This is a genomic window from Streptomyces sp. 135 (genome assembly GCF_020026305.1).
Classification (GTDB): Bacteria; Actinomycetota; Actinomycetes; order Streptomycetales; family Streptomycetaceae; genus Streptomyces.
Genome location: NZ_CP075691.1, coordinates 7,104,582 through 7,124,928, shown reverse-complemented (window position 1 = coordinate 7,124,928; position 20,347 = coordinate 7,104,582). Strand labels below are relative to the sequence as shown.

At 70.2% G+C, this 20,347-nt stretch carries 20 protein-coding genes, 3 pseudogenes and 1 riboswitch; of the genes and pseudogenes, 12 read left to right on the top strand and 11 right to left on the bottom strand.

Features of this window, described 5'->3' with window-relative positions:
* Positions 1-68: 68 nt before the first annotated feature.
* Positions 69-593, bottom strand: a complete 525-nt coding sequence (locus KKZ08_RS32040) for a hypothetical protein (RefSeq protein ID WP_223777751.1) — start codon at positions 591-593, stop codon at positions 69-71.
* Positions 594-1,819: 1,226 nt separating this feature from the next.
* Positions 1,820-2,200, bottom strand: a complete 381-nt coding sequence (locus KKZ08_RS32035) for a MerR family transcriptional regulator (protein ID WP_223777750.1) — start codon at positions 2,198-2,200, stop codon at positions 1,820-1,822.
* A 58-nt stretch (positions 2,201-2,258) separates the two neighbouring features.
* Here KKZ08_RS32035 and KKZ08_RS32030 point away from each other — a divergent pair, with 58 nt between their 5' ends.
* Positions 2,259-3,056, top strand: a complete 798-nt coding sequence (locus KKZ08_RS32030; protein WP_223777749.1) for an SDR family oxidoreductase — start codon at positions 2,259-2,261, stop codon at positions 3,054-3,056.
* A 172-nt stretch (positions 3,057-3,228) separates the two neighbouring features.
* Here the strand turns inward: KKZ08_RS32030 and KKZ08_RS32025 are convergent, their stop codons facing one another.
* Together KKZ08_RS32025 and KKZ08_RS32020 are read right to left on the bottom strand one after the other, a co-directional pair.
* Positions 3,229-3,513, bottom strand: a complete 285-nt coding sequence (locus KKZ08_RS32025) for a DUF4383 domain-containing protein (RefSeq protein WP_346657904.1) — start codon at positions 3,511-3,513, stop codon at positions 3,229-3,231.
* 347 nt (positions 3,514-3,860) lie between these two features.
* The gene (locus KKZ08_RS32020) at positions 3,861-4,268 is read right to left on the bottom strand and encodes a peptidase inhibitor family I36 protein (protein WP_223777748.1); all 408 of its coding nucleotides are present in this window, start codon (positions 4,266-4,268) and stop codon (positions 3,861-3,863) included.
* 138 nt (positions 4,269-4,406) lie between these two features.
* Between KKZ08_RS32020 and KKZ08_RS32015 the strand changes: the two genes are divergently transcribed.
* On the top strand, positions 4,407-4,973 hold the full coding sequence (locus tag KKZ08_RS32015) for a hypothetical protein (protein WP_223777747.1): 567 nt from the start codon (positions 4,407-4,409) through the stop codon (positions 4,971-4,973).
* 182 nt (positions 4,974-5,155) lie between these two features.
* On the opposite strand, the pseudogene KKZ08_RS32010 reads toward KKZ08_RS32015, so the two are convergent.
* The 4 genes and pseudogenes from KKZ08_RS32010 to KKZ08_RS31995 all read right to left on the bottom strand — a co-directional run.
* Positions 5,156-5,419, bottom strand: a pseudogene (locus KKZ08_RS32010) (transposase); the annotation flags it as partial.
* 564 nt (positions 5,420-5,983) lie between these two features.
* Positions 5,984-6,623 (bottom strand): annotated as a pseudogene (locus KKZ08_RS32005) (transposase); the annotation flags it as partial.
* A 71-nt stretch (positions 6,624-6,694) separates the two neighbouring features.
* Positions 6,695-7,279 (bottom strand): annotated as a pseudogene (locus tag KKZ08_RS32000) (AMP-binding protein); the annotation flags it as partial.
* Between the two features lie 724 nt (positions 7,280-8,003).
* Positions 8,004-8,939: a LysR family transcriptional regulator gene (locus KKZ08_RS31995; protein WP_223777746.1), complete on the bottom strand. Its 936-nt coding sequence runs from the start codon at positions 8,937-8,939 to the stop codon at positions 8,004-8,006.
* Positions 8,940-9,066: 127 nt separating this feature from the next.
* On the opposite strand from KKZ08_RS31995, the gene KKZ08_RS31990 reads away from it, so the two are divergent.
* The 8 genes from KKZ08_RS31990 (at position 9,067) to KKZ08_RS31955 (ending at position 15,668) form a co-directional block, all read left to right on the top strand.
* Complete coding sequence (locus KKZ08_RS31990; RefSeq protein WP_223779270.1) at positions 9,067-10,068, top strand: fumarylacetoacetate hydrolase family protein; 1,002 nt, start codon at positions 9,067-9,069, stop codon at positions 10,066-10,068.
* Positions 10,065-11,027: a cyclase family protein gene (locus KKZ08_RS31985; RefSeq protein ID WP_223777745.1), complete on the top strand. Its 963-nt coding sequence runs from the start codon at positions 10,065-10,067 to the stop codon at positions 11,025-11,027. Before KKZ08_RS31990 ends, KKZ08_RS31985 begins: the two co-directional genes overlap by 4 nt.
* Before the next feature lie 24 nt (positions 11,028-11,051).
* The gene (locus tag KKZ08_RS31980; RefSeq protein ID WP_223777744.1) at positions 11,052-12,182 is read left to right on the top strand and encodes an FAD-dependent oxidoreductase; all 1,131 of its coding nucleotides are present in this window, start codon (positions 11,052-11,054) and stop codon (positions 12,180-12,182) included.
* Entirely contained in the window at positions 12,179-13,180 is a 1,002-nt protein-coding gene (locus KKZ08_RS31975) for an amidohydrolase family protein (protein WP_223777743.1), read from the top strand. Before KKZ08_RS31980 ends, KKZ08_RS31975 begins: the two co-directional genes overlap by 4 nt.
* Positions 13,181-13,184: 4 nt before the next feature.
* Positions 13,185-14,117 (top strand): VOC family protein, encoded by a 933-nt coding sequence (locus KKZ08_RS31970; protein WP_223777742.1) that lies wholly within the window; start codon positions 13,185-13,187, stop codon positions 14,115-14,117.
* A gap of 177 nt (positions 14,118-14,294) precedes the next feature.
* On the top strand, positions 14,295-14,465 hold the full coding sequence (locus tag KKZ08_RS31965; protein WP_223777741.1) for a hypothetical protein: 171 nt from the start codon (positions 14,295-14,297) through the stop codon (positions 14,463-14,465).
* A gap of 28 nt (positions 14,466-14,493) precedes the next feature.
* The gene (locus tag KKZ08_RS31960) at positions 14,494-15,465 is read left to right on the top strand and encodes a fumarylacetoacetate hydrolase family protein (protein WP_223777740.1); all 972 of its coding nucleotides are present in this window, start codon (positions 14,494-14,496) and stop codon (positions 15,463-15,465) included.
* Positions 15,462-15,668: a hypothetical protein gene (locus tag KKZ08_RS31955; RefSeq protein WP_223777739.1), complete on the top strand. Its 207-nt coding sequence runs from the start codon at positions 15,462-15,464 to the stop codon at positions 15,666-15,668. The genes KKZ08_RS31960 and KKZ08_RS31955 overlap by 4 nt, the downstream gene beginning before the upstream one ends.
* Before the next feature lie 213 nt (positions 15,669-15,881).
* On the opposite strand, the gene KKZ08_RS31950 is transcribed toward KKZ08_RS31955, so the two are convergent.
* Entirely contained in the window at positions 15,882-16,685 is an 804-nt protein-coding gene (locus tag KKZ08_RS31950; RefSeq protein ID WP_223777738.1) for an NAD(P)-binding domain-containing protein, read from the bottom strand.
* A gap of 635 nt (positions 16,686-17,320) precedes the next feature.
* Positions 17,321-17,485, top strand: a riboswitch (cyclic di-AMP (ydaO/yuaA leader).
* Between the two features lie 3 nt (positions 17,486-17,488).
* Here KKZ08_RS31950 and KKZ08_RS31945 point away from each other — a divergent pair.
* Positions 17,489-18,211, top strand: a complete 723-nt coding sequence (locus tag KKZ08_RS31945; protein ID WP_223777737.1) for a LysM peptidoglycan-binding domain-containing protein — start codon at positions 17,489-17,491, stop codon at positions 18,209-18,211.
* A gap of 204 nt (positions 18,212-18,415) precedes the next feature.
* A complete protein-coding gene (locus KKZ08_RS31940) occupies positions 18,416-18,676 on the top strand; it encodes a GlsB/YeaQ/YmgE family stress response membrane protein (protein ID WP_223777736.1) in 261 nt (86 codons plus the stop codon).
* Positions 18,677-18,767: 91 nt separating this feature from the next.
* Here KKZ08_RS31940 and KKZ08_RS31935 read toward each other — a convergent pair whose 3' ends face one another.
* Together KKZ08_RS31935 and KKZ08_RS31930 are read right to left on the bottom strand one after the other, a co-directional pair.
* The gene (locus tag KKZ08_RS31935; RefSeq protein WP_346657903.1) at positions 18,768-19,277 is read right to left on the bottom strand and encodes a phosphatase PAP2 family protein; all 510 of its coding nucleotides are present in this window, start codon (positions 19,275-19,277) and stop codon (positions 18,768-18,770) included.
* Between the two features lie 155 nt (positions 19,278-19,432).
* A complete protein-coding gene (locus tag KKZ08_RS31930) occupies positions 19,433-20,326 on the bottom strand; it encodes an NADP-dependent oxidoreductase (RefSeq protein WP_223777734.1) in 894 nt (297 codons plus the stop codon).
* Positions 20,327-20,347: the final 21 nt, after the last annotated feature.

Genomic DNA, 20,347 nt, shown 5'->3' with positions numbered 1-20,347 from the left:
CCCACAGCCGAGAGTGTTCCGTCCGTCTCCGGTTTCCCATGGTCGCCCGTTGCGTTCCCAGCGACAGATCAGGCGGCACCGTGTCTCCTGGCGGTAAGACGGATCTCCCGTGCGGCGCCTGGCCGCTCCAGCAACATCGTGCCGACCTCCTGCCCCTGACGGTGTACGCGCAGTCGGGCGCCGTCAGCGATCACCCGCAGCTCGGGCCACGAGTGCCACCAAAGCAGGACGGAACGCTCCCACATCTGTACGCCGCTTGTGGTCAGGCGCAGTTGGTACTGCGGGCCTTCATGCGCCGCGGGCGGTGTGTGCTCGGTGAATGGGGCCTGGACGTTGTAGGTGGCGACCACCTTCTCCCCCGGCGCCAGGACCGCGTCGCGCACGCCCTCGCGACGCCCGCTCTTGGACCCGGCCCAGCCGGCGAACCCCGCTGTAAGCAAGCCCACGGCCAGCATGGCCCACCAAGGAAGATCGGACTTCACGCCAAAGCCGAGGACCGCCGTCACGGCGAGCAGAGCCGTTGCCACAGCACTCGTCAGTCCCGCGCTGCGAGGGCGTTCGCCCTGGCCGCTCCCCTCCACATCCAGCGCCACCGGTCCCCTCGTTATTCTTGGTACTGGATTCCGTCGGCTCGCGGGTTCCCCTGCTGCCAGTCTCGGTCGCAACAATATGTGAGGGTTGCCTCAACCAACAGTGTGACGGCGGAGGGGAGCGCCTTCCAGAGCGCCGACGTGACTCATGCGGGCTTGGTGTGGCCGGCTCACGGTGCGGCGGGAGAGAGGGAACCCAGTGCCGGTCGGTCCTCGCACCGCCAGGGCCGGACTTCGACGCGGGCCCAATCGAAGAGCCGCCCTCCCCCGCGCCCTACGTCACCGCCGAGTTCTCCCCGGGCGACTGTCGGCAGCGCCCGCTCAAGGCCGCCTGCACCCGCACCGACAGCCCGGAAAGTCTCCTTCTTGCCGCGCGAGCTCTACGACATCCAGTCCGAGTCGCGGACCGAGCAGCAGACCCAGGAATGGTTCTCGCGCTACTCGCTGCGGGCCGCCTCGAGAGCACGATCAGCGAGTTCGTCAACGGCCACGGCATGCGCCAGTGCCGACTCACTGGCCCCGGAATCCGACAGCTCTTCAGGACTTCCTCGACTGGCAGCACATTGGCTGGAGTGATCGTCCTGAAGGTGATGGTCACCACCTTGTCCGAGACCGGCCCGGAGACCGAACCGAATCCAACCCTGGCACAGCACTCCGGCGGGGACCGCCCATTCAGCTTGGTGATCCCCGGGGTTCAGTCCCGAAATAGCGTCGGCCGGCCCCATCTCCGCCCGGTCCGCCCCTCCCCGCTTCACCGCATTCCTGCGATGCGGAAGCCCACCCTCCAAAACCGCCAAACCCCGGATTGACGCGGGCACCGTCGTTGCCGCGCTCGCCTTCAACTGCCGCCTTCCGAACATGATCGGAGGCATTGCACAAGTCCTTGAGCCACCCGAAGCTGCCGGAGCCGCCAGCCCCTCCGTAGCCGCTGCGGAAGTTCCCCGACGCCTCCCCGCCATGCCCCGGCCGCCCGGCCCGAGCATGGGTCACCATCCGGCCCGGCCCGAAGACCGAGGACTTGTTGCCCGAGGTCGCCTCCGCTGCCGTCGTTGTACTTACCTGAGCCGCCTTGGCCGCCCTCACCGCCCTTGCCGACGACGATCCGCAACAGGACTTGAAAGACTGTCCCGTTATTGGTTTGGGCGGCAGATCGAGGCAACGCCGGAGGCGCCGGGGGCGGTCAGATGGTGCCGGCAGGTCGGGGAGTCGTCCGCTGCGGAGCCGCGTCCCTATCCGTTGCGGCCACCCCGGGCGGTGATCGCTTCGCCTGCGTGGATGATCGAGCCGAGCATGGCGTGGGCGGCTTGGAGCTGTTCGATGGAGCGGCTCAGGCGCTCGCGTTCATGCTTGAGGTCCTCGGCCATTTCCTCGCAGGTGGGGGCGAGAATGGCTCCCTCGTCGGCCATGCAAGGCATGACCTCCCGGATCAAGTCGGTGTTCAGGCCGGCAGCGAGCAGGATCCGGATCCGGCGTACGGCGGCCACGTCGAACTCGTCGTACTCGCGGTAGCCGCTGGTTCGCCGCCGCGGTCGCAGTAGCCCTTGTTGCTCGTAGTACCGCAGGCTCCTCGTGCTGACCCCGGTCCGCTTCGACAGCTCGCCGATGAACATGTGACCCCCGCCATAGACGTTGACTCTGACACTGACGTCAAGGTCTAACTTAGCCGCCATGACAACGAACCACAGCACCCAGCAGGCACCGGCCACGGATCCGAAGGCGCTGGCAGGCAAGAAGGCTGTCGTCACCGGCGGCACCATCGGCATGGGCCGAGCCATCGTCCAAGCCCTCACCGACCGCGGCGCCGAAGTGATCTACACCGGTCGCAGTGACCAACGGCTCGCCGAGGCACAGACGGCACTCGACACCCCGTTGGCTCACCCGGTGCGCTCCGACGCCACTGACACCGATGCCATCGCCGCACTCGGCGATCAGGTCGCCGATCGCCTCGGCGTCATCGACTACCTGTTCATCAACCAGGGCATCGCAGAGTTCCAGACGCTCGAAGAAGTCACAGAAGAATCGTGGGACCGCATATTCGACGTGAACGCCAAGGGTGCCTTCTTCACCGTCCAGCGGCTGGCGCCCCTGATGTCCGAGGGTGGCTCCATCGTGTTCACCACCGTCTCCAACAACCAGATCTTCCCCGGTCTCAGCGCCTACTCCGCGGCCAAGGAGGCCGTCGCCGCCTTCACCAAGGTGCTCGCCGCCGAACTGCTCCCCCGCAACATCCGTGTCAACGCGATTGCCCCGGGCTTCATCCTCACCCCCACCATGGGCGTCGCCGAACTGACCGACCAGCAACGCGCCGAGTTCATCGAACAGGGCAACGCCTCCACGCCGATGGGCCGAGGAGGCACCATGGAAGAGGTCGCCGCCGCGGCGTTGTACCTGGCCGTCGAGGCCACCTTCACCACCGGCGTCGAACTGCCCGTGGACGGTGGCTTCGGCCAGGGCCTCGGCGTGTGACCACCACTGCCGTATGCGGCATCCCCTGAGAAGACAAGGGCGAACTGCCCTGTGGCGCCAGGCCCAGCTCCGTGCCAGGACAATGGGGAACGGAGCTGGACCGTGCGTGTGTGCCGTCGCCATAACCTGCGAGGTCAACGGGCAGCTCTCGGGCCGAATGTGACCCCGGCTCTTACCGGGCCGCGTTGGTGCGGCGGCTGAGCAGCGTGCCCAGGGCGATCATTCCGACGCCGAGAACGGAGTGCAGCCAGTCGTCGGCGTTGTTGAGCGGTACGAAGTTGCCGCTGCCGTGGTGGCCGATGAGCAGGCCGTAGAGCCACAGCACCAGGTAGACAGCGCCTCCTGCCAGCAGGAAAGTGCGGACTCCGGCAACGGTTGGGGCCATGGCCGGGCCGGCGACGCCGAAGGCCACGTGCACCAGGTTGTGCAGGATGGAGACCCGGAAGATGCCGAACAATTCGGCGCCGGTGAAAGGCGCATTCCAGGGTGTCGTAGTCCGTGGTGATCCCCGGGATGAAGCCCAGCACTTAGTGTCCTGAGTCAAGGGTTCGTCGGCAGTAGGTGGCGGCTTTGTCGAGGATCTCCTCGGCTGCCTTCGCCCGGGCAAAGCGTCTGGGGCGCTCGTTCCAGTCGGCGAGCCAGGACCGGATGCCGTGTTCGAGGGCCTGGACGCAGCGGTGGACGCCGCGCTTGAACTCGTTATGCGTGAGTTCGGCGAACCACCGCTCGTCCAGGTTCAGCCAGGACGCGCTGGCCGGCGTGAACTGCTGCGGTGCCTCACGTCCAACGCCTTTGTCATGACCTTTACAGGTTGGGCCAGTTCGCAGGCGGGAGCGCACCGCCGGTGCAGACGAAGTCGGCCCTGCGGAAGGCTGGGTTGCTGGCCGAGTCGGAGGAGTGGCCGCCGGGCCTGATGGCGCCGGTTTCCTGCCAGGTGACGCTCTTCTGCCACAGCTTCGCACTCACGGACATGTTGTTGCGGTACGAAGCTATCTGACCGGTGGTGGTGCTGAGGTAATACTTGTGCAGGTTCCGCCGGCCCTTGGCGGTGCCGGTCTGGAATCGCATGTCGATGTAGTTGCCAACCCGGTAGAGGCACAGTTGGCCGGACGGGCAGCCTTCTGCGGCGGAGGCGGTCGGCGCTGCTGTGCCCGCGCCGACCAGAGCCATGGCGGCGGATACGGCGGTGGCGACTCGGGCCCTGAACTTCATGATAGGACTCCCCTTGTCCGTGATCATGAAGGCCGTGATCGTGGTTCAGGCCTGCACAGACGCGGCTACGGGGCGGCACGCCCCCGGTGGGCCGCCCCACCCATCTCATGTTGACCACACCGCATCGAGGATCAGCCTTTGACTCCGCATTCCCTGGCGTTCTACGTGGACGTCATCACCACCGGCACCTTGCTCGGCGTGGGCCCCGCGGACTCTCCCGACCACGTCACCAAGGTCCTTGGGTCGGACTTCGCTGAGAACACCTTCGGCGACCGCAGCATGTGCCGTGACTACGGCCTCGCCGAGTTCTACTGGGACCGCGCTTGTGCCGGCCATCCCTGGTCGGGCCACCACTTCACCCTGCAGGTGCACCGGCTCGCGTACCGGGACCGCACCCTCGTCAATGACGAGCTTCGTGCCCGGTACGGGCGGTTCACTCCCAGGCTTCGGTTCGAAAAGCTGCAACGTCTATTGGTGCGGCGCGGCATCCCCTTGTTGGAGATCCCGGAGATCCCGGCAAACTCCCCGTATTTCCGTACCTTCTGGCAGCCCGATTCCCGTGTGGCCGTCTCCGTCATAGGCACCTACGGCGAGTACAGCACGCCGGACAACCTGCGGGTCGGTGACGTGTACAGCATCCAGGCCCCGACGCTGTCCGGGCGTGTGCGCAGCCCTGGCTCCAGCGGTCATCCAGGTAGGGCCTGAACGCGGCGAGCTTGGACTGCCGCCCCTGCCACTGGCCCCGAGGCAGCCGACCCCGGGCAGGAAGAGAGCGACCGCCGTTCCGAAGCCGAGCACATCTCCACGCCGACGAACCGGGCCTGCCGTCACGTTCCACACGGTCGGCGGCGTCCTCGAAGGTGTCCAGCAGGATCACCGGCGTGACCTTGCGGAATGGTCGCCTCGATACCGCGCCTTCGCAGGTAGGCCCGGTTGCGGCGGGAGTCGTACGCCTTGTCGGCTCGCACCCGGTCCGGTCTCCTGCGGGGCGGGCCAGAACCGATCCGCGGCACCCGGATCGCGTCCAGGACAGGCTCGAACTGCGGGGAGTCACCTCGCTGACCGGCCGTGATCAGTACCGAAAGAGGCTGCTGCCCCTGCTCGACGGCAAGGTGGATCTCGGTGGTCAGCCCGCCTCGGGAGCCTCCGAGGCCATGGTCGGCCGACTCGACGGCAATGCCGCCGGGCGGCTCCTTTGCGGATCTCCCTTTTCGCCGCCTCGGCAGCGTGTTCGTGGGCCCGGCAGGCGGTGGAGTCGACGTTCACGTCCCAGGCGATCAGGCCCTTCGCATCCGCCAGGGCCTGGAGTTGGGTGACGATCCTGGCCCAGGTCGGAGATATCCGCCACGGACCCGGATCCTGAGCCGCCACTTTTCCTGTTCGCTGTGCTGGTGGTGTCCGGCACCGTTTTGGCGCGGTGCGCCGGTACGGCCTTTGCGCTCGCGCGGGTGAGACTCCCCCCGAACCGTCCCCGGCGGCCGGCGGGCGCCGGTATCACCGGGTTGTGATCACCACTTGTATGCGCGCGGCCCTGGCCGCAGCCTTCCTTGCCCTGCCCCTCACCACGGTGTCCCCGGTTTCGGCCGCCGACGCTGACCTGGTCGCGCTTCCGATGACGCTGGAGCAGGCGGTCGCCGCTCTGCCGAGGGCCGCGGCCTGGGCATCGACCACATGGTGCCCCTCGCCGAGGCCTGGGACTCCGGCGCCAGCACGTGGCCCCAGGTGCTGGGGTCCCCGTAGACGAACTCGCCGCCATGCTTGGGCGGACGGCCGCCCTTGGGGTCGTAGACCCGCGGCGGCGTGGGCCGACGCATCACGCGGTCCGAGCCGAGCCGGCCGAGGATCTCGACCGGTAGCCCGGCCAGACGGTGGGCGATGCGTGGTGCGTCGTATCCGGCGTCGAGCACGACCAGGACCTCCGGGTCACCTTCCTGCCACTGGCCAGCGGCAATGAGCCGCTCGACGACCTCGCGGACCTGGACCGTGGTGACCGCGGCGACGTCGGCGCCGGGCTCCAGGCGGAGCGCGTCCAGCACCGCCGTCCAGGACGTGCGGCCGGTCTCCAGGGCGGCCACCACCGAGTAGGGCCAGCCGGGAACCATCTCGTGCTTGCCTTCACCGCGGCCGGACGTGTGGCACAAGGACCGGTCGGCACACGTGTTGGCGGCAGGCCGCAGCCACGGCGAGACATCCACGGCCAGCACGAGCCGACCGTCCGCCGCCCTCGACAGCGGCACCCCGACCAAGGCACGACGCTCCGCCCCTGGTTGAGCCCGCCGTACAGAGCGCCGTGCCCGTGGCGGTGTTCGGGCACGAGCGCGAGATCGACCAGCGTCCAACCGGCCCGTCCGTGCACGACAAGGCCCGGGAGCGGCGAACTGGATCAGGCCCACTTCGCCCGGCGGCAGGGTGCGTGCCGTCACCGGGACGACCGCGCGCAGCCGGCCGAAGCCGGGCACCGTCCGGCCCAGCACCTGGGTAGGGGGCGGCGGATGGCCGCGGCGCCGTACCGAGCCGCGGGTGTAGGGCCGGATCGCCAGGGCTCCTGCCTCGGTCTGGCTCCACGACTGGCCCCAGACCGGGAGCCTTCGGTCGGTGGCGGCCAGGAAGATGCGGATGGTCCGGGTGTGGATCGCGTCGAAGGAGTTCACGAACACCCGCACCCGTCGAGACGGCCTGGCCGGGTCCCTGGCGAGGTCCTCCCAGGCGAGGAAGGCGTTGGGCAGGGTCTCCACAAGGGTGGGCGCGTGCCGCACCAACAGCGTGCGCAGTCCGAGGCCCCGGGGGTCCGACAGCATCAGGAGGTTCGGCCCCACCGTGGTCAGCGGCAGCAGCCCTGTGACCACCCGCTGGTGCGAGTAGGGCTGGCAGAACGCCACCGTGTCGTCCGCGCGCAGCCCGAACACTGGCCACCGCTCCGCCTCCACCAGCCCGAAGGAGTAGAGCGAGCCCGCCGAGTGCGGTACCAGCTTGGGGACGCCGGTGGTGCCGGAGGTGTGTGTGATCACCATCGGCTCGTCGTACGCCCGCAGCCTCCGTGCCGGCACGGGTGCGCCCCGCAGGGCCGCGAAGTCGAGCAGGTCCGGCCGGCCATCGGGGTCCCGTCGACACACCGGTCCGCTCGGTCAGCCGCGCCACGGTCCCGGAGGTGATCCCCATGCTTTCCAGGGCCCCTTGGTCGGTCACCAGGTAGGGGCGCTCCAGGCGTTCGAGGAGTACGGCGGTCGTGTCCGGCGTGTGATTGTCGCAGATCAGGGCCGGCACCGCTCCGATGCGGGCCGCGGCGGAGGCCATCAGACAGAGGTCGGGCTGGTTGCGCTTCATGACGGCGACGCGGTCCCACACCTGGTCGAGCACGGCCACCGTTCCCTCGCCTGCGTCAGCGGCCCCGACCCGGCCCCACACCGGCTGGAGGCCGCGTCGGCCGTGGTACCGCCTCGGTACGACGACCGGCATCCGCCACGGGACGCCAGGCCGGCCGACTGCTCATCGAGGACATGGCCCACGGAATCAGGCATACGCACCGCCACGTCGTGTTGCGACCCGAACCGGTCGTACGCCAAGCGACCATGGCGGCTCCCGCGCGCTGACCGGGTCCGCGCAGAGCCGTGCGGAACGGGTGCGGCACCGATGGCGGGCCCCGTCCGAGCAGGCGTCCTGCCGGTCGCCCGCCCACCGCTGCCGGCATTCACGTTGCCGATGGATGGCATCCGCCCCGTGGATGACGTCCGCTGTTCAGGCGCGGCGGGGCTCGCTCATCTCCCCGGGCTCGGCCATCCGCCTGCCGACCCGGGCGGCGGTCTCCCGCAGCCAGATGTGGGCCGCGTCGTGGGTGTGCACCGGGTGCCACCACAACGCCTCCCTCAGAGGTACCGCCTCGTAGGGCGGCTCCACCACGCGTACGGCGGCGAGCGGGGCGAGGAGCCGGGCGAGGCGGGCCTGGATCAGGGCGATGCGCCGGGTTCCGCTGACCAGCAGCGGCATGATCTGGAAGCTGTCGACGGAGACCTCGACGCGGGGCTCGACGCCCAGCATGCCGAGCTGGCGGACGGCCGGAGCGTCGTAGGTGCGCTGGTAGGTGACCCAGGGCAGTCGGGCCAGGTCCTCCCGGGTCAGCCGGTCGTCGATGCTCGGGTGGTCGTCGGCGACGAGGAAGACCCACCGGTCCTGGTAGAGGTCGGTGGCGGGGAAGTCGCTGATGACTCCGTGCGGCATGAGCAGGCCGTCGGTGGTGCTCAGCAACGTGTCCGTGGCGTCCACCACGGTGGTCGGTGTCTGGGCGAAACGCAGTCGGATGCCGGGGGCCTCCTGGTGCACGACCCGGGCGAATTCGGCGCCGAAGACGGCGACCGCGTAGTCGGACGCCACGAGTTTGAACTCACGGCTCTCCTTGGCCGGGTCGAAGTCCGCCTGACTGGCGAACAGGCGTTCCAGCAGGTCGTAGGCGGTGGACGCGCGGTCGAGGAGGACCTGTCCGAGGGCGGTCAGTTCGTAGTGGCCGCCGACCCGGGCCAGCAGGTCGTCGTCGAAGTGCCTGCGCAGGCGGGAGAGCGCCGCGCTCATCGCCGGCTGGCTGAGGCCGACGCGCTGCCCGGCGCGCGTGACGTTGCGCTCTTCCAGCAGGGCGCGCAGGGCGACGACGAGGTTGAGGTCCAGGCGACTGAGATTCACTGCGGCTTCCCTAGTTGTCCGGCGGTGACCTGCGGGAATTCGCCGTGTGGATGGCTCTCATCCACAGAATCTATTTCCCTGATCACTGGTGGCGGGTCCAGATTAGTGCCCTCGCCACCAGGAGGACATTTCCGTGAAACCCGAAGCCGCGTCCGCCCTCTTCGCCGGACCCTTCGCCCTGGCCACCCTTTCCGCTTCCGAGGGCCCCGCCTTCCCCGCTCTCGTCACTGCCGACGCTCAGGTGATCGACCTGCGGTCCGCCCTGGGCGACGCCGAACTGACGGTACGTGGGGTCCTGGACGACTGGGACGCGGTGCTGCCGCGGCTGACCGCACTGGACGGCGCCGCCGGCCCCGTACGCGGGGCGCTGGCGGAGTTCCGGGTGCACGCTCCGGTGGAGCCGCGCCAGGTGTTCCAGTCGGGGGCCAACTACCGGCAGCACGTCATCGATCTGCACGTCGCGCACCGGGCCCCGGGCGACGACCGGCCGGAGGCGGAGCGGCGTGCGGAGGCCGCGGAGATCATGGACCGGCGGGCGGCCGAGGACCTGCCGTACGTGTTCATCGGCCTGCCGAGCGCGATCACCGGCCCGTACGACGACGTGGTGCTGCCGGCCTGGGCTCAGAAGCCCGACTGGGAGCTGGAACTGGCCGCGGTGATCGGCCGCCCGGCCCACCGGGTGTCCCTCGAAGAGGCCCTGGACCACGTCGCCGGCTACACGATCGCCAACGACCTGACCGACCGCGCCACCGTCTTCCGCCGGGACATGCCGCAGATCGGCACCGACTGGCTGCGCAGCAAGAACGCGCCCGGCTTCACCCCGCTCGGCCCCTGGATCGTGCCCGCCACGTCGATCGCGGACCCGGACGACCTGCGCCTCACGCTGAAGCTCAACGGCGAGACCATGCAGGACGAATCGACCAAGGACATGATCTTCAACGTGGCGCGGATGGTGTCCTACGCCTCTCATACCGCCCGGCTGCTCCCCGGCGACCTGGTGCTCACCGGCTCCCCCGCCGGCAACGGCATGCACTGGGGCCGGCTGCTGCGCGACGGCGACGTCATGGACGCCTCCATCACCGGGCTCGGCGCCCAGCGCACCCGGTGTGTGGCGGAGGCCACCCGGTGACGCCGGACCGCACGGACCCCGCGGGCTCGGTCGCACGGGCCGCGAAGTCGTACTCCAACTGGGGCCGCTGGGGCGAGGACGACGTGCTCGGCACGCTCAACTTCCTCGGCGAGACCAAGCGCCGCGAGGGTGCCGCCCTGATACGACGGGGTGTCAGCTTCTCCCTCTCCCAGCGCTTCGACATCGGCGGCCCGCAGAAGGGCTGGCGCAAGCGCACCAATCCGGTGCACACCATGCTGGACACCGGCACCGACGCCGCACTCGGCAACCAGGGCCTGCCGCACGGCATCGGCGGCGCCGACGACGTCATCGCCATGCCGTTGCAGTGCTCCACTCAGTGGGACGGGCTCGGCCACATCTTCGACCACGGCAAGGCGTGGAACGGCCGTGCCGCCGAGAAGGTCGTCACCTCCGACGGCGACCAGGTCACCGGCATCGAGCACATGGCCTCGCACGTCGCCGGACGCGGCGTGCTCCTGGACGTCGGCCGGTGCGCCGGCGAGGGCGGTGAGCTGCCGGACGGTTTCGCGATCACCGAGGAGCACCTGACCGCGACCGCCGAAGCCCAGGGCGTGACGGTCGGCCGCGGTGACCTCGTGCTGGTGCGTACGGGCCAGCTCGCCCGGGTGCGCCGCGACGGCTGGGGCGACTACGCCGGCGGGCCCGCCCCCGGCCTGTCGTTCACCACGGCGGGCTGGCTGCACAGCAGTGAGATCGCCGCGATCGCCACCGACACCTGGGGCTTCGAGGTGCGGCCCAACGAGTTCGAGCACGCCTTCCAGCCGTTGCACCAAGTCGCCATCCCCCACCTCGGCCTCCTGATCGGTGAGATGTGGGACCTCGAAGCCCTCGCCGAGGACTGCGCGGCCGACGGCCGGTACGACTTCTGGCTCACCGCGGCGCCGCTGCCCATCACCGGAGCGGTCGGCTCCCCCGTCAACCCGATCGCCGTCAAGTAGACAGCGGAACGAAGGAGTTCCCCCATGACCCCATCCCGTACGGTCCTCGTCGTCGGCGGCGGCGCGGCCGGCAACGCCGTGACGATCCTGCTGCGCCGCGCCGGGCACGCGGTGGACCTGATCGAGGCCAAGGACGACTGGAACGCCACCGCCGGATCCGGCATCACCCTCCAGGGCAACGCCCTGCGCGTGCTGCGCGAACTCGGTGTCCTGGAGCAGGTGGAGGCGTCCGGTTCCGGCTTCGGCTCGGTCGGCATCGTCGCTCCCGACGGCACGGTCCTGCACACGCAGGACGACCTGCGCACCGGCGGCGACGACCTGCCCGCCACCGTCGGCATGCAGCGGCCCCGGCTCCAGCGCATCCTCAGCGAGGCGGTGCGCGCGAGCGGCGCGTCGGTCCGGCTCGGCACCACCGCGGAGATCCTGGGCCAGGACACCGACGGCGTCTCCGTCCGGCTCTCCGACGGCTCCGAGGGCCGTTACGACCTGGTGATCGCCGCCGACGGCCTCGGTTCGGCGACCCGCGCCGCGATCGGCATCACCGTCGAGCCCGAGCCCACCGGCATGGCCATCTGGCGCGTCGCGGGCCCCCGCCCGGCCGGTGTCACCCGCGCCGAACTCACCTACGGAGGCCCGGCCTACATCGCCGGCTACTGCCCCACCAGCGACACCACCCTGTACGCCTTCGTCACCGAGGCCAACCGCGACCGCGCCTCCATACCCCGCGCGTCGTACGCGGACGAGATGCGCCGACTGGCCTCGGCCTACGGCGGCCGCTGGTCCGAGATCACCGAGCACATCACCGACCCGGCGAAGGTCAACTACACCTGGTTCGACCGGATGCTGGTGGAGGGCTCCTGGCACCGCGGCCGGGTCGTCCTCGTCGGCGACGCCGCCCACTGCTGCCCGCCCACCCTCGCGCAGGGCGCCGCGCTGTCCCTCGAAGACGCCTGGGTTCTCGCGCAGATGCTGACCGGGTCCGACGCATGGGACGACGCCCTGTTCCAGGCCTACTACGAGCGGCGGATCGCCCGGGTCCGTCCGGTCGTGGAGGCTTCCGTACAGATAGGGCAGTGGCAGCTCGACGGGGTCCGGGACGCCGACGTGCCCGGCCTGATGGCCCGCACGATGACGATGCTCAGGGAGCTGCCGTGACCCCGCCCACCGTGGACGTGCACGCCCACGTCCTGCTGCCCGAGGTCGACGCCCTGGTGGCCGGTCTGCCCGGTCACGCCGAGGCCCGGGAGCTGGACGCCCGGCGCAACGGCCCCGCCGCCCTCGCCGTCAGCGGCCCCATGGTCCGCGAGCGTCTGCCCCGGCTGACGGAGGCCGGTGTGCGGCTGGCCGCGATGGACGCGCGGGGCGTGGACGTGCAACTGGTCAGCCCGTCGCCCTCGCACTACCACTACTGGGCGGACGAGGAGACGGCCGAGAAGCTGTACCGGTGGGCCAACGAGGCGACGGTGGCGCACTGTTCGGCCGCCCCCGACCGGCTGCGCGGGCTCGGCCTGGTCCCGCTCCAGCACCCGGAGCAGACGGTCCGCGCCCTGGACCACGCCCTGGAGCTGGGTCTGGCCGGAGTGGAGCTCTCCAGCCATGCCGGCGGCCGGGAGCTGTCCGACCCGGCCTACGAGCCCTTCTGGTCCCGGGCCGCGGAGACCGGCGCGATCCTCTTCCTGCACCCTTTCGGCTGCACGCTCGACGAGCGGCTGGACCAGTGGTACCTCTCCAACACCGTCGGCCAGCCCACCGAGAACGCCGTCGCCCTCTCCCACCTGATCTTCTCCGGTGTCCTGGACCGGCACCCGGGCCTGCGGGTGATCGCCGCGCACGGCGGCGGCTACCTGCCCACCCACATCGGCCGCGCCGACCACGCCTGGTCGGCGCGCTCCGACGCGGGCGCCGGGTGCGCGCACCCGCCCAGCAGCTACCTCAAGCGGCTGTACTTCGACTCCCTGGTGCACGACCCGCACGTACTGCGGGAGCTGATCCGGGTGGCCGGCGCGGACCGGGTGCTGCTCGGCTCCGACTTCCCCTTCGACATGGGCACCGAGGACCCGGTCGGCGCCCTGCGCGCCGCGCGCCTGTCCGACGCCGACTTCCACGCCGTCCGGGGCGGCAACGCCGCCGCCCTCCTCCTCGTCAAGGAGTGATCTCATGCGTCTGCTCACCCACCTGCGGCACGTCGACCTCGCCGTGCCCGACTACGACAAGCAGCTCGACTTCTACGCCGGCGTCTGGGGCCTGACCGAGGTCGCCGAGGACTCCGGCATCTCCTTCCTGGCCGCCGAGGGCTCCCCGGAGCAGTACGTCGTGCGGCTGCGCAAGGCCGAGGAGAAGCGCCTGGACCTCGTCTCCTACGGCGCCGCGTCCGCCGCGGACGTCGACACCCTCGCCGAGCAACTCCTCGCCGGCGACGTGCAGCTGATCTCCCGGCCCGGCAAGGTCGACACCCCCGGCGGCGGCTACGGCTTCCGCTTCTTCGACGTCGACGGCCGCACCATCGAGGTCTCCGCCGACGTCGAGGTCCGGCAGCACCGCAAGATCGAGGAGAAGGAAGCCATCCCGGTCAAGCTCTCCCACGTCGTCCTCAACAGCCCCGACCTGAACCGCACCCGCGAGTGGTACGAGCGCCACCTCGGCTTCGCCCTGTCCGACACGCTCAGCTCGCCGCACATGGGTGAGGTCATGCACTTCATGCGGATCAGCAGCCAGCACCACTCGATGGCCATCGCCCGGGGCCCGCACACCGCGCTGCACCACATCTCGTTCGAGATGCGCGGCATCGACGAGTACATGCGCGGCTCGGGCCGGGTGACCCGCGCCGGGTTCCGGAAGATCTGGGGCCCCGGCCGGCACATGGCGGGCGACAACACCTTCACGTACTTCCTCGACCCGCACGGCAACACCGTCGAGTACACCACCGAGCTGGAGAACCTGGACGAGGACACCTGGCACCCCCACGTCTACGACTTCTCCCGGCCCGAGGTCACCGACCAGTGGGGCACCGCCAACCCCATGAACGAACTCGTCGCCAAGGAGTCCTTCAACGACCCCGACCGCGGCGTGTTCGTCGCCCCGCCGGTCTGATCCGCGTCCGCGTCCCCGCACCTCACGGCCCCTTCCTCACCCCTCATGGCACCTCGAGCCCCGTCACCCCCGGGCGGCCCGCGCCGGGCGTCGCCGAGACCACCCGGCGCGCGAACGCCGCCTTCGCCTTCGTCGCCGAGGGCTTCGGCATCGACCCCGCGTCCATGCTCGACGCGGGTGACGGCGACCAGGGTCCCGCACGGCAACATGTCCCCCTCGTACGCGTACCGGTTCGACGCCGCCGACGGCTCCGTCGTCTTCTCCGCCTCCGCCCGCGCGGCGGGCTATCGGGGCCGCGTCGGCGTGGGCCACGACCTCATGCGCATCCCTCTCACCCGATTCGCCTGATTCACCTGATTCCCGCTGGAGCCGCACCATGCGTTTCGCCGCTTACGAGGAACACCACCGCCGCCGGGTGGCAGTCGTGGAGCAGGACGGCACTCTCTTCCCGTTGCCCGGCGTCACCTCGCTCACCGCACTGGTCCAGGAGACCGGCGGGCTCCCCGGGCTGCTCGCCGCGGGCGCGGCGGCCCTCGACGCAACCCCCGGCCCGCACGTCTCCCGGGTACGGCTGCTGGCCCCGCTCCAGCCCGCCTCGGTACGGGACTTCGTGACCTTCGAGGAGCACGTCGAAGGGGTGCGCCGCGCCGTGGAGGGCACCGGCGGTGTCCCCGAGCAGTGGTACGCGGCCCCGACCTTCTACTTCACCAACCCGCACGCGATCTACGGCCACGGGGACGGCGTCCCGGTGCCGCCGGGGTCGGCCGTGCTGGACTTCGAGCTGGAGGTGGGCGCGGTGATCGGGCGGGAGGGCCGGGACCTCACGCCCGAGGAAGCCCGCCACCACATCGTCGGCTACACGGTCTTCAACGACTGGTCGGCGCGGGACCTTCAGGGCGCGGAGGTGAAGGTCGGCCTCGGCCCCTGCAAGGGCAAGGACACCGCCACCACCCTCGGCCCGTACCTGGTCACCGCCGACGAGCTGGAACCGTACCGGGACTCCGAGGGCTTCCTGCGCCTGGCCCTGACCGCCGAGGTCAACGGCGGGAAGGTCGGCGAGGACCTGCTGTCCAACATGAGCTGGACCTTCGAGGAGATGACCGCCTACGCCTCGCGCGGCACCCGCGTCGTCCCGGGTGACGTCCTCGGCTCGGGCACCTGCGGCAACGGCGGCTGCCTGGCCGAACTGTGGGGTCGGCGCGGCGGGCAGACCCCTGCGCCACTGAAGCCCGGCGACACCGTCACCCTCACGGTGGAGGGCATCGGCACGCTCACGAACACCGTCGTCCCCGGGGCGGAGCCCGTGTCCCTGCCGACCGGCCGACGGCGCGGCCGTGAGCGGCCGTGAGCGACCTGTGCCCCAAGTGGCTGCTCGGCAAGGTCGTCGTCACGGGTGCCGCTCACGGCCAGGCGCCGCCCAGGGCTCGTCCGTCGTCGGCGGCCACGTCCAGGAAGACGGTCCCGCACCGCTGGGCGTGGACGGCAGGCCTCGGCAGATCGGCCGGCGGCTCGGCGCTCGACGGCAGGTCGGCCAACGTAACGCGCCAGTAGGCGAGACAGGCCTCCTGGCTCCCGGGTCGCGACGCCCTCCGAGCCGTGGTTCGCGGCGGGGACTGCGGTCCCGGCAGTGACTCACCGGCGAGTGCCGCGCTGTGCACGGGGCTGTCGCGACGCTGGATGCGTACCACCGAATCGGTCAGGACATGACCGCTCCTGGTATCGGCCAACTGCCGTCCGGGACAAGCCAGAAGAGGCACCCGGCGGTTATGGCGCCTCCTCGCCGCCGGGCTGCCTCAGATCGGCGAGCAGGCCGTCGAGGGCCTTGCGGAGGGCGTCGGAGTTGGCCGGGTCGAACCACGTGGTGCGGATGCGTTCGTTGTTTCCGTTCGGAGTCTCGTGGTCGGCGGCGAGCCGGTGCAGGGAGCGGGTCTCGTCGCCCAGGGAGCGGCCGACGCCCTGGAAGAGTCCGCGGAGGTAGCGTTCGGCGTCGCCTGCGGCGATGCCCTGGTCGACGGCCCACGACGCGAGCGTGGCGAGATACGCGTAATGGGTGGTCAGCGTCCCCGTCAGCGCGGAGAAGACGTCGAAGGCCGCCTCGTCCGCGACGGGCAGCACCCCGCCCAGGCGCTCGAAGAACGCGTCCACCGCCGGCTGCGTCGGGTGCGTCACCGTGACGGAGCGGCGTTCGCGTATGGCGGGCAGGGGGATGGCCCGTACGAGCGGGGCGTCGGTGGCCAGGGTGCGGCGCAGCTCGTCGTGGGTGACGCCGGCCATCACGTTGACCACGACCTTGTCGTCGTCCACCTTGAGGCCGGCCAGAGCTTCGTGCCGGTCCTGACGGCGTACGGCGATGATCACGAGCTCCGAGCGGTCGACGACCTCCTGATTGCCGGCGCAGACCTGTACGCCCGGAAAGCGCGCGGACAACTCCGCCGCCGTGCGGGCTCCCCGGGGCGAGAGGAACACCTCTGGCGACCTGTCACCCCCGTCACACAACCCCGTCACGATGGCCCGGCCGATCTCACCGACTCCGATGACACCGATGCGCTTCACTGCTTCTGCCTCCACGTTCTTCCTCCGTTGTTCCTTCTTTACGTTCTTCCTTCGGGGTACGTGGCGCTGCCGCGCTGGGGTCGGTCATGCGGTGCGTACGAAGTTCCCCACGGCGCGGTGACCTCGCCCATATCCCCTCCTTGTTCGATCGCGCGGACCGCCAACGCGTAACCTACGGCGTGGAGTTGCGGATGTCCGAGGCGGTGCTCGCCGAGGTGGCGGTCGCCCCCGGACGAGGACGGGACGCGTACCGCCACTAACGGAGTAGCCGCCTACCCCTTCTCCGGCAATGGCCGCTCTTTCCATACCCGGGTCCACATCCACATCCACATCCACACGACCTCCGCCTACCGGCATCATCGAGCGTCGCGATATGCCCGATTTGACGCGACGAGCGGCATTTAACCTGCACCTCTCCGTGAAATGGGTCACGCCGGCTTTCGCACGTACCGAAGACCTCGGACCACATTCCCGTTCTGCGGACAGAGAGTTGAGTTTTGGATCAAAGAGGGCCAAGGGAATTTGATCTCCACGAACCGGCCTCTCGCATTGCCGCTGCGAATTCGGGCCTTGTTACCTCCGGCCTTTCTCGCTTAATGTCACCGTCGAACCGGATGGAACGCCGAATCCTGCCGCTGTCCGGAAGCCGTTACACCCACCCACTTACTCACTCACGCACGGCAGGAGCGGGGGAACCAGGTAAGCCGCCGATCCGGTTTCCGGAACGGCTAGGGGTGAAGTCGCATGCCCAGTGCGACCGGACATCTCCCGTCCGAACCCGACAGCTCACCTCGTAGGCGACGGAGAGGAAATTCGTCATGCCTGCAAAGGGAAAGCACCGCCGTCCCAAGTCCCGCTCACTCACCCGGGGCATCGCCGCCGCGGGAACGGGCGGAGCCGTGCTCGTCCTGCCGGTGCTCGGCGCGACCACTGCCCACGCGGCTCAGGCCCCTACGGCCGTCAAGCCCGCCGCCGCCCCGAACACCCACGTAGTCGTCGCGGGTGACTCCCTTTCCAAGATCGCCCGGGAGCATTCCTTGAGCGGCGGCTGGAAAAAGCTCTACGAGGACAATCGCAGCGTCCTCGGTGACGACCCGAAGCTGATCCACCCCGGTCTCAAGCTCACCCTCGGCAAGAAGAACGCCGCCGAGCCCGCGAAGAAGGCGACCGCTTCCCCGGCTTCCGTCAAGACCGCCGCCGCCCCGGCGAAGAAGTCCTACAGCGACAACCTCGACGGCTGGATCCGGGAGTCGCTCGACATCATGGCGCAGCACGGCATTCCCGGCACGTACGAGGGAATCCACCGCAACGTCATGCGCGAGTCCTCCGGCAACCCGTGGGCCATCAACAACTGGGACTCCAACGCCGTCGCCGGAACCCCGTCGAAGGGCCTCCTCCAGGTCATCGCCCCCACCTTCGAGGCGTACCACGTGCCCGGCACCTCGACGGACAGCTACGACCCGGTCGCCAACATCACCGCCGCCTGCAACTACGCGGCCGACCGGTACGGCTCGATCGACAACGTGAACGGCCCGTACTAGACCGCGCCCCTCTGACATGCCGTGAGCCCCGGACACGTGGTGTGCCGGGGCTCACGGCATGCCCGTTCCGCGCGGCGGGGCGGACGGGAGAGGAATGGGCCGCGGATTGCCGGGCACGTGGACGTTGGTAGCCGAAAGATCGGAACCGAAGATCGGAACCGTAGACAGTCGGAACCGTAGACAGAAGTAAACGAAGGAGTTGTCGTGTCGTTCCTCTGGGCCATCATCGCGGGACTCATCATCGGCCTGCTGGCCAAGCTCGTTCTGCCGGGGCGTCAGCCCATTCCCCTGTGGCTGACGGTTCTCCTCGGCATCGTGGGCGCCGTGGTCGGCAACGCTCTCGCCAGCGCCTTCGGCGTTCGCGACACCGGCGGCATCGACTGGATCCGGCACGTCTTCCAGATCGGCGTCGCCGCCGTCCTCATCTCCTTCGTCACCCCTCTGTGGGCCCGACGACACGCTTGATCCCGTCCTACATCCCGTCCCCTTCGACGAAGGCCCCCGGCGCACCGCGCCGGGGGCCTTCGTCTCGGCTCGTGCCGACGCCCCGCGCCTCCTACGTCCAGTGGCGCAGGGCAAGGCGGGGAGTCTGCCGGACCAGCCAGGCGCCGGCCAGGCCGATGGCGGCGCCGGCGACGACATCGCTTGGGTAGTGGGCGCCGCTCTGCACGCGTTCGACCGCCACCATCGCCGCCGGTACCGCGCAGACGAGGCCGGCGGCCGGCCAGACAGGGAGGACGGCGGCGGTGAATCCGACCGCCGCCGCGGTGTGCCCGGAGGGGAAGGAGGAGGAGTCGGGGCGGTCGTCGGCCTCGTCGTGCGGGAACCACTCCTTGGGGGGCCGGGGCCGGTCGGCCAGCTGCTTGCACACGCCGTTCGACACCAGCTGCGCCACCGTCATGGCGGCGAGACCGGCCACGGCCGCGGTACGGCCGCGCCACCCGCCCACGCACGCCATCGCGACGGCGGCCCCGCACCACAGCTTCGTGCTCTCCGCCGCCTCCTCCACCCCGGAGAGCACCTTGCCCACACCCGGCGCGACGCGCCGGGCCACCTGCTGCGTCACCACTCGATCGACCTCACTCACAACCGTCAGCAACTTCATGCGCACCAGGTATCCCGTAACGCCGGAAGATACGCAGCTCTTGATCACTTGAAGCCGACCGGTCCGGTCACACGAAGCCGACTGGCCGAGCCGGTCGGCCCTCCGGCGATCAGGACTCAGACGACCAGGACCCGGCGCCCGCGGGCGTGACCGGCCTGGCTGTCGACGTGTGCCGCCGCGGCCTCGGCGAGCGGGTACGACTTCTCGACCGGGATGTGGAGCTTGCCCCGAGAGATGAGGCCGGCGGCTTCGACGAGCGCTTCCGGCACGCTCCCGGCCACGCCGGAGAACCGGACACCGAACTCCGGCGCGCCGAGATCGGCGATCGAGAGCACCTTCCGCGGGTCCCCGGTCAGCTCGACGAGTTCGCGGATGACGCCCGATCCGGCCAGATCCAGAGCCGCGTCGACAGGGCCGAGCCGCCGCACCCGCTCCACCCAGCCCTCGCCGTACGTCGTGGCGCGAGCCCCCAGGCCGCGCAGATAGTCCTGGTTCGCGGCCCCCGCCGTGCCGATCACGGCGATGCCCCGGTCGCGGGCGATCTGGAGGACCGCCGATCCGACTCCCCCGGACGCGCCGCTGACCAGCAGCGTCTGCCCGGACCGCACACCGACCTCGCGGATGACGCGCAGCGCGGTCTCCACCACGGAGGGGTAACCGGCCGCCTCCTCGAATGTCAGTCCCTCGGGCATACGGGCCCAGGCCGACAGCACGGCGAACTCGGCATAGGTGCTTGAGCCTTCCCCGAAGACGTGGTCGCCGGCCTCGACTCCTTCGACGCCCTCGCCGACCTCGTCCACCACCCCGGCGGCGTCCAGGCCGACTCCCGCGGGCAACTCGGTCGGGTGGGCCCCCAGGATCTGGCCTTCACGGATCCTCCAGTCGACGGGGTTCACGCCCGCCGCCCGCACGGCGACGCGTATCTGACCGTGGCCCGCATGGGGCTCCTCGGCGTCCACGAGCCGCAGGACGTCCGGACCGCCGAACTCGGCGAAGCTGATTCTCTTCATACGAGAGAACGTAACACTAAC

What these genes read in the sequence shown, in the direction of transcription:
- KKZ08_RS32035 (WP_223777750.1), bottom strand. Translation starts at nt 2,200, where the DNA reads ATGTTCATCGGCGAGCTGTCGAAGCGGACCGGGGTCAGCACGAGGAGC.
- KKZ08_RS32030 (WP_223777749.1), top strand. Translation starts at nt 2,259, where the DNA reads ATGACAACGAACCACAGCACCCAGCAGGCACCGGCCACGGATCCGAAG.
- KKZ08_RS32020 (WP_223777748.1), bottom strand. Translation starts at nt 4,268, where the DNA reads ATGAAGTTCAGGGCCCGAGTCGCCACCGCCGTATCCGCCGCCATGGCT.
- KKZ08_RS31980 (WP_223777744.1), top strand. Translation starts at nt 11,052, where the DNA reads ATGACCCCATCCCGTACGGTCCTCGTCGTCGGCGGCGGCGCGGCCGGC.
- KKZ08_RS31970 (WP_223777742.1), top strand. Translation starts at nt 13,185, where the DNA reads ATGCGTCTGCTCACCCACCTGCGGCACGTCGACCTCGCCGTGCCCGAC.
- KKZ08_RS31960 (WP_223777740.1), top strand. Translation starts at nt 14,494, where the DNA reads ATGCGTTTCGCCGCTTACGAGGAACACCACCGCCGCCGGGTGGCAGTC.
- KKZ08_RS31945 (WP_223777737.1), top strand. Translation starts at nt 17,489, where the DNA reads ATGCCTGCAAAGGGAAAGCACCGCCGTCCCAAGTCCCGCTCACTCACC.
- KKZ08_RS31930 (WP_223777734.1), bottom strand. Translation starts at nt 20,326, where the DNA reads ATGAAGAGAATCAGCTTCGCCGAGTTCGGCGGTCCGGACGTCCTGCGG.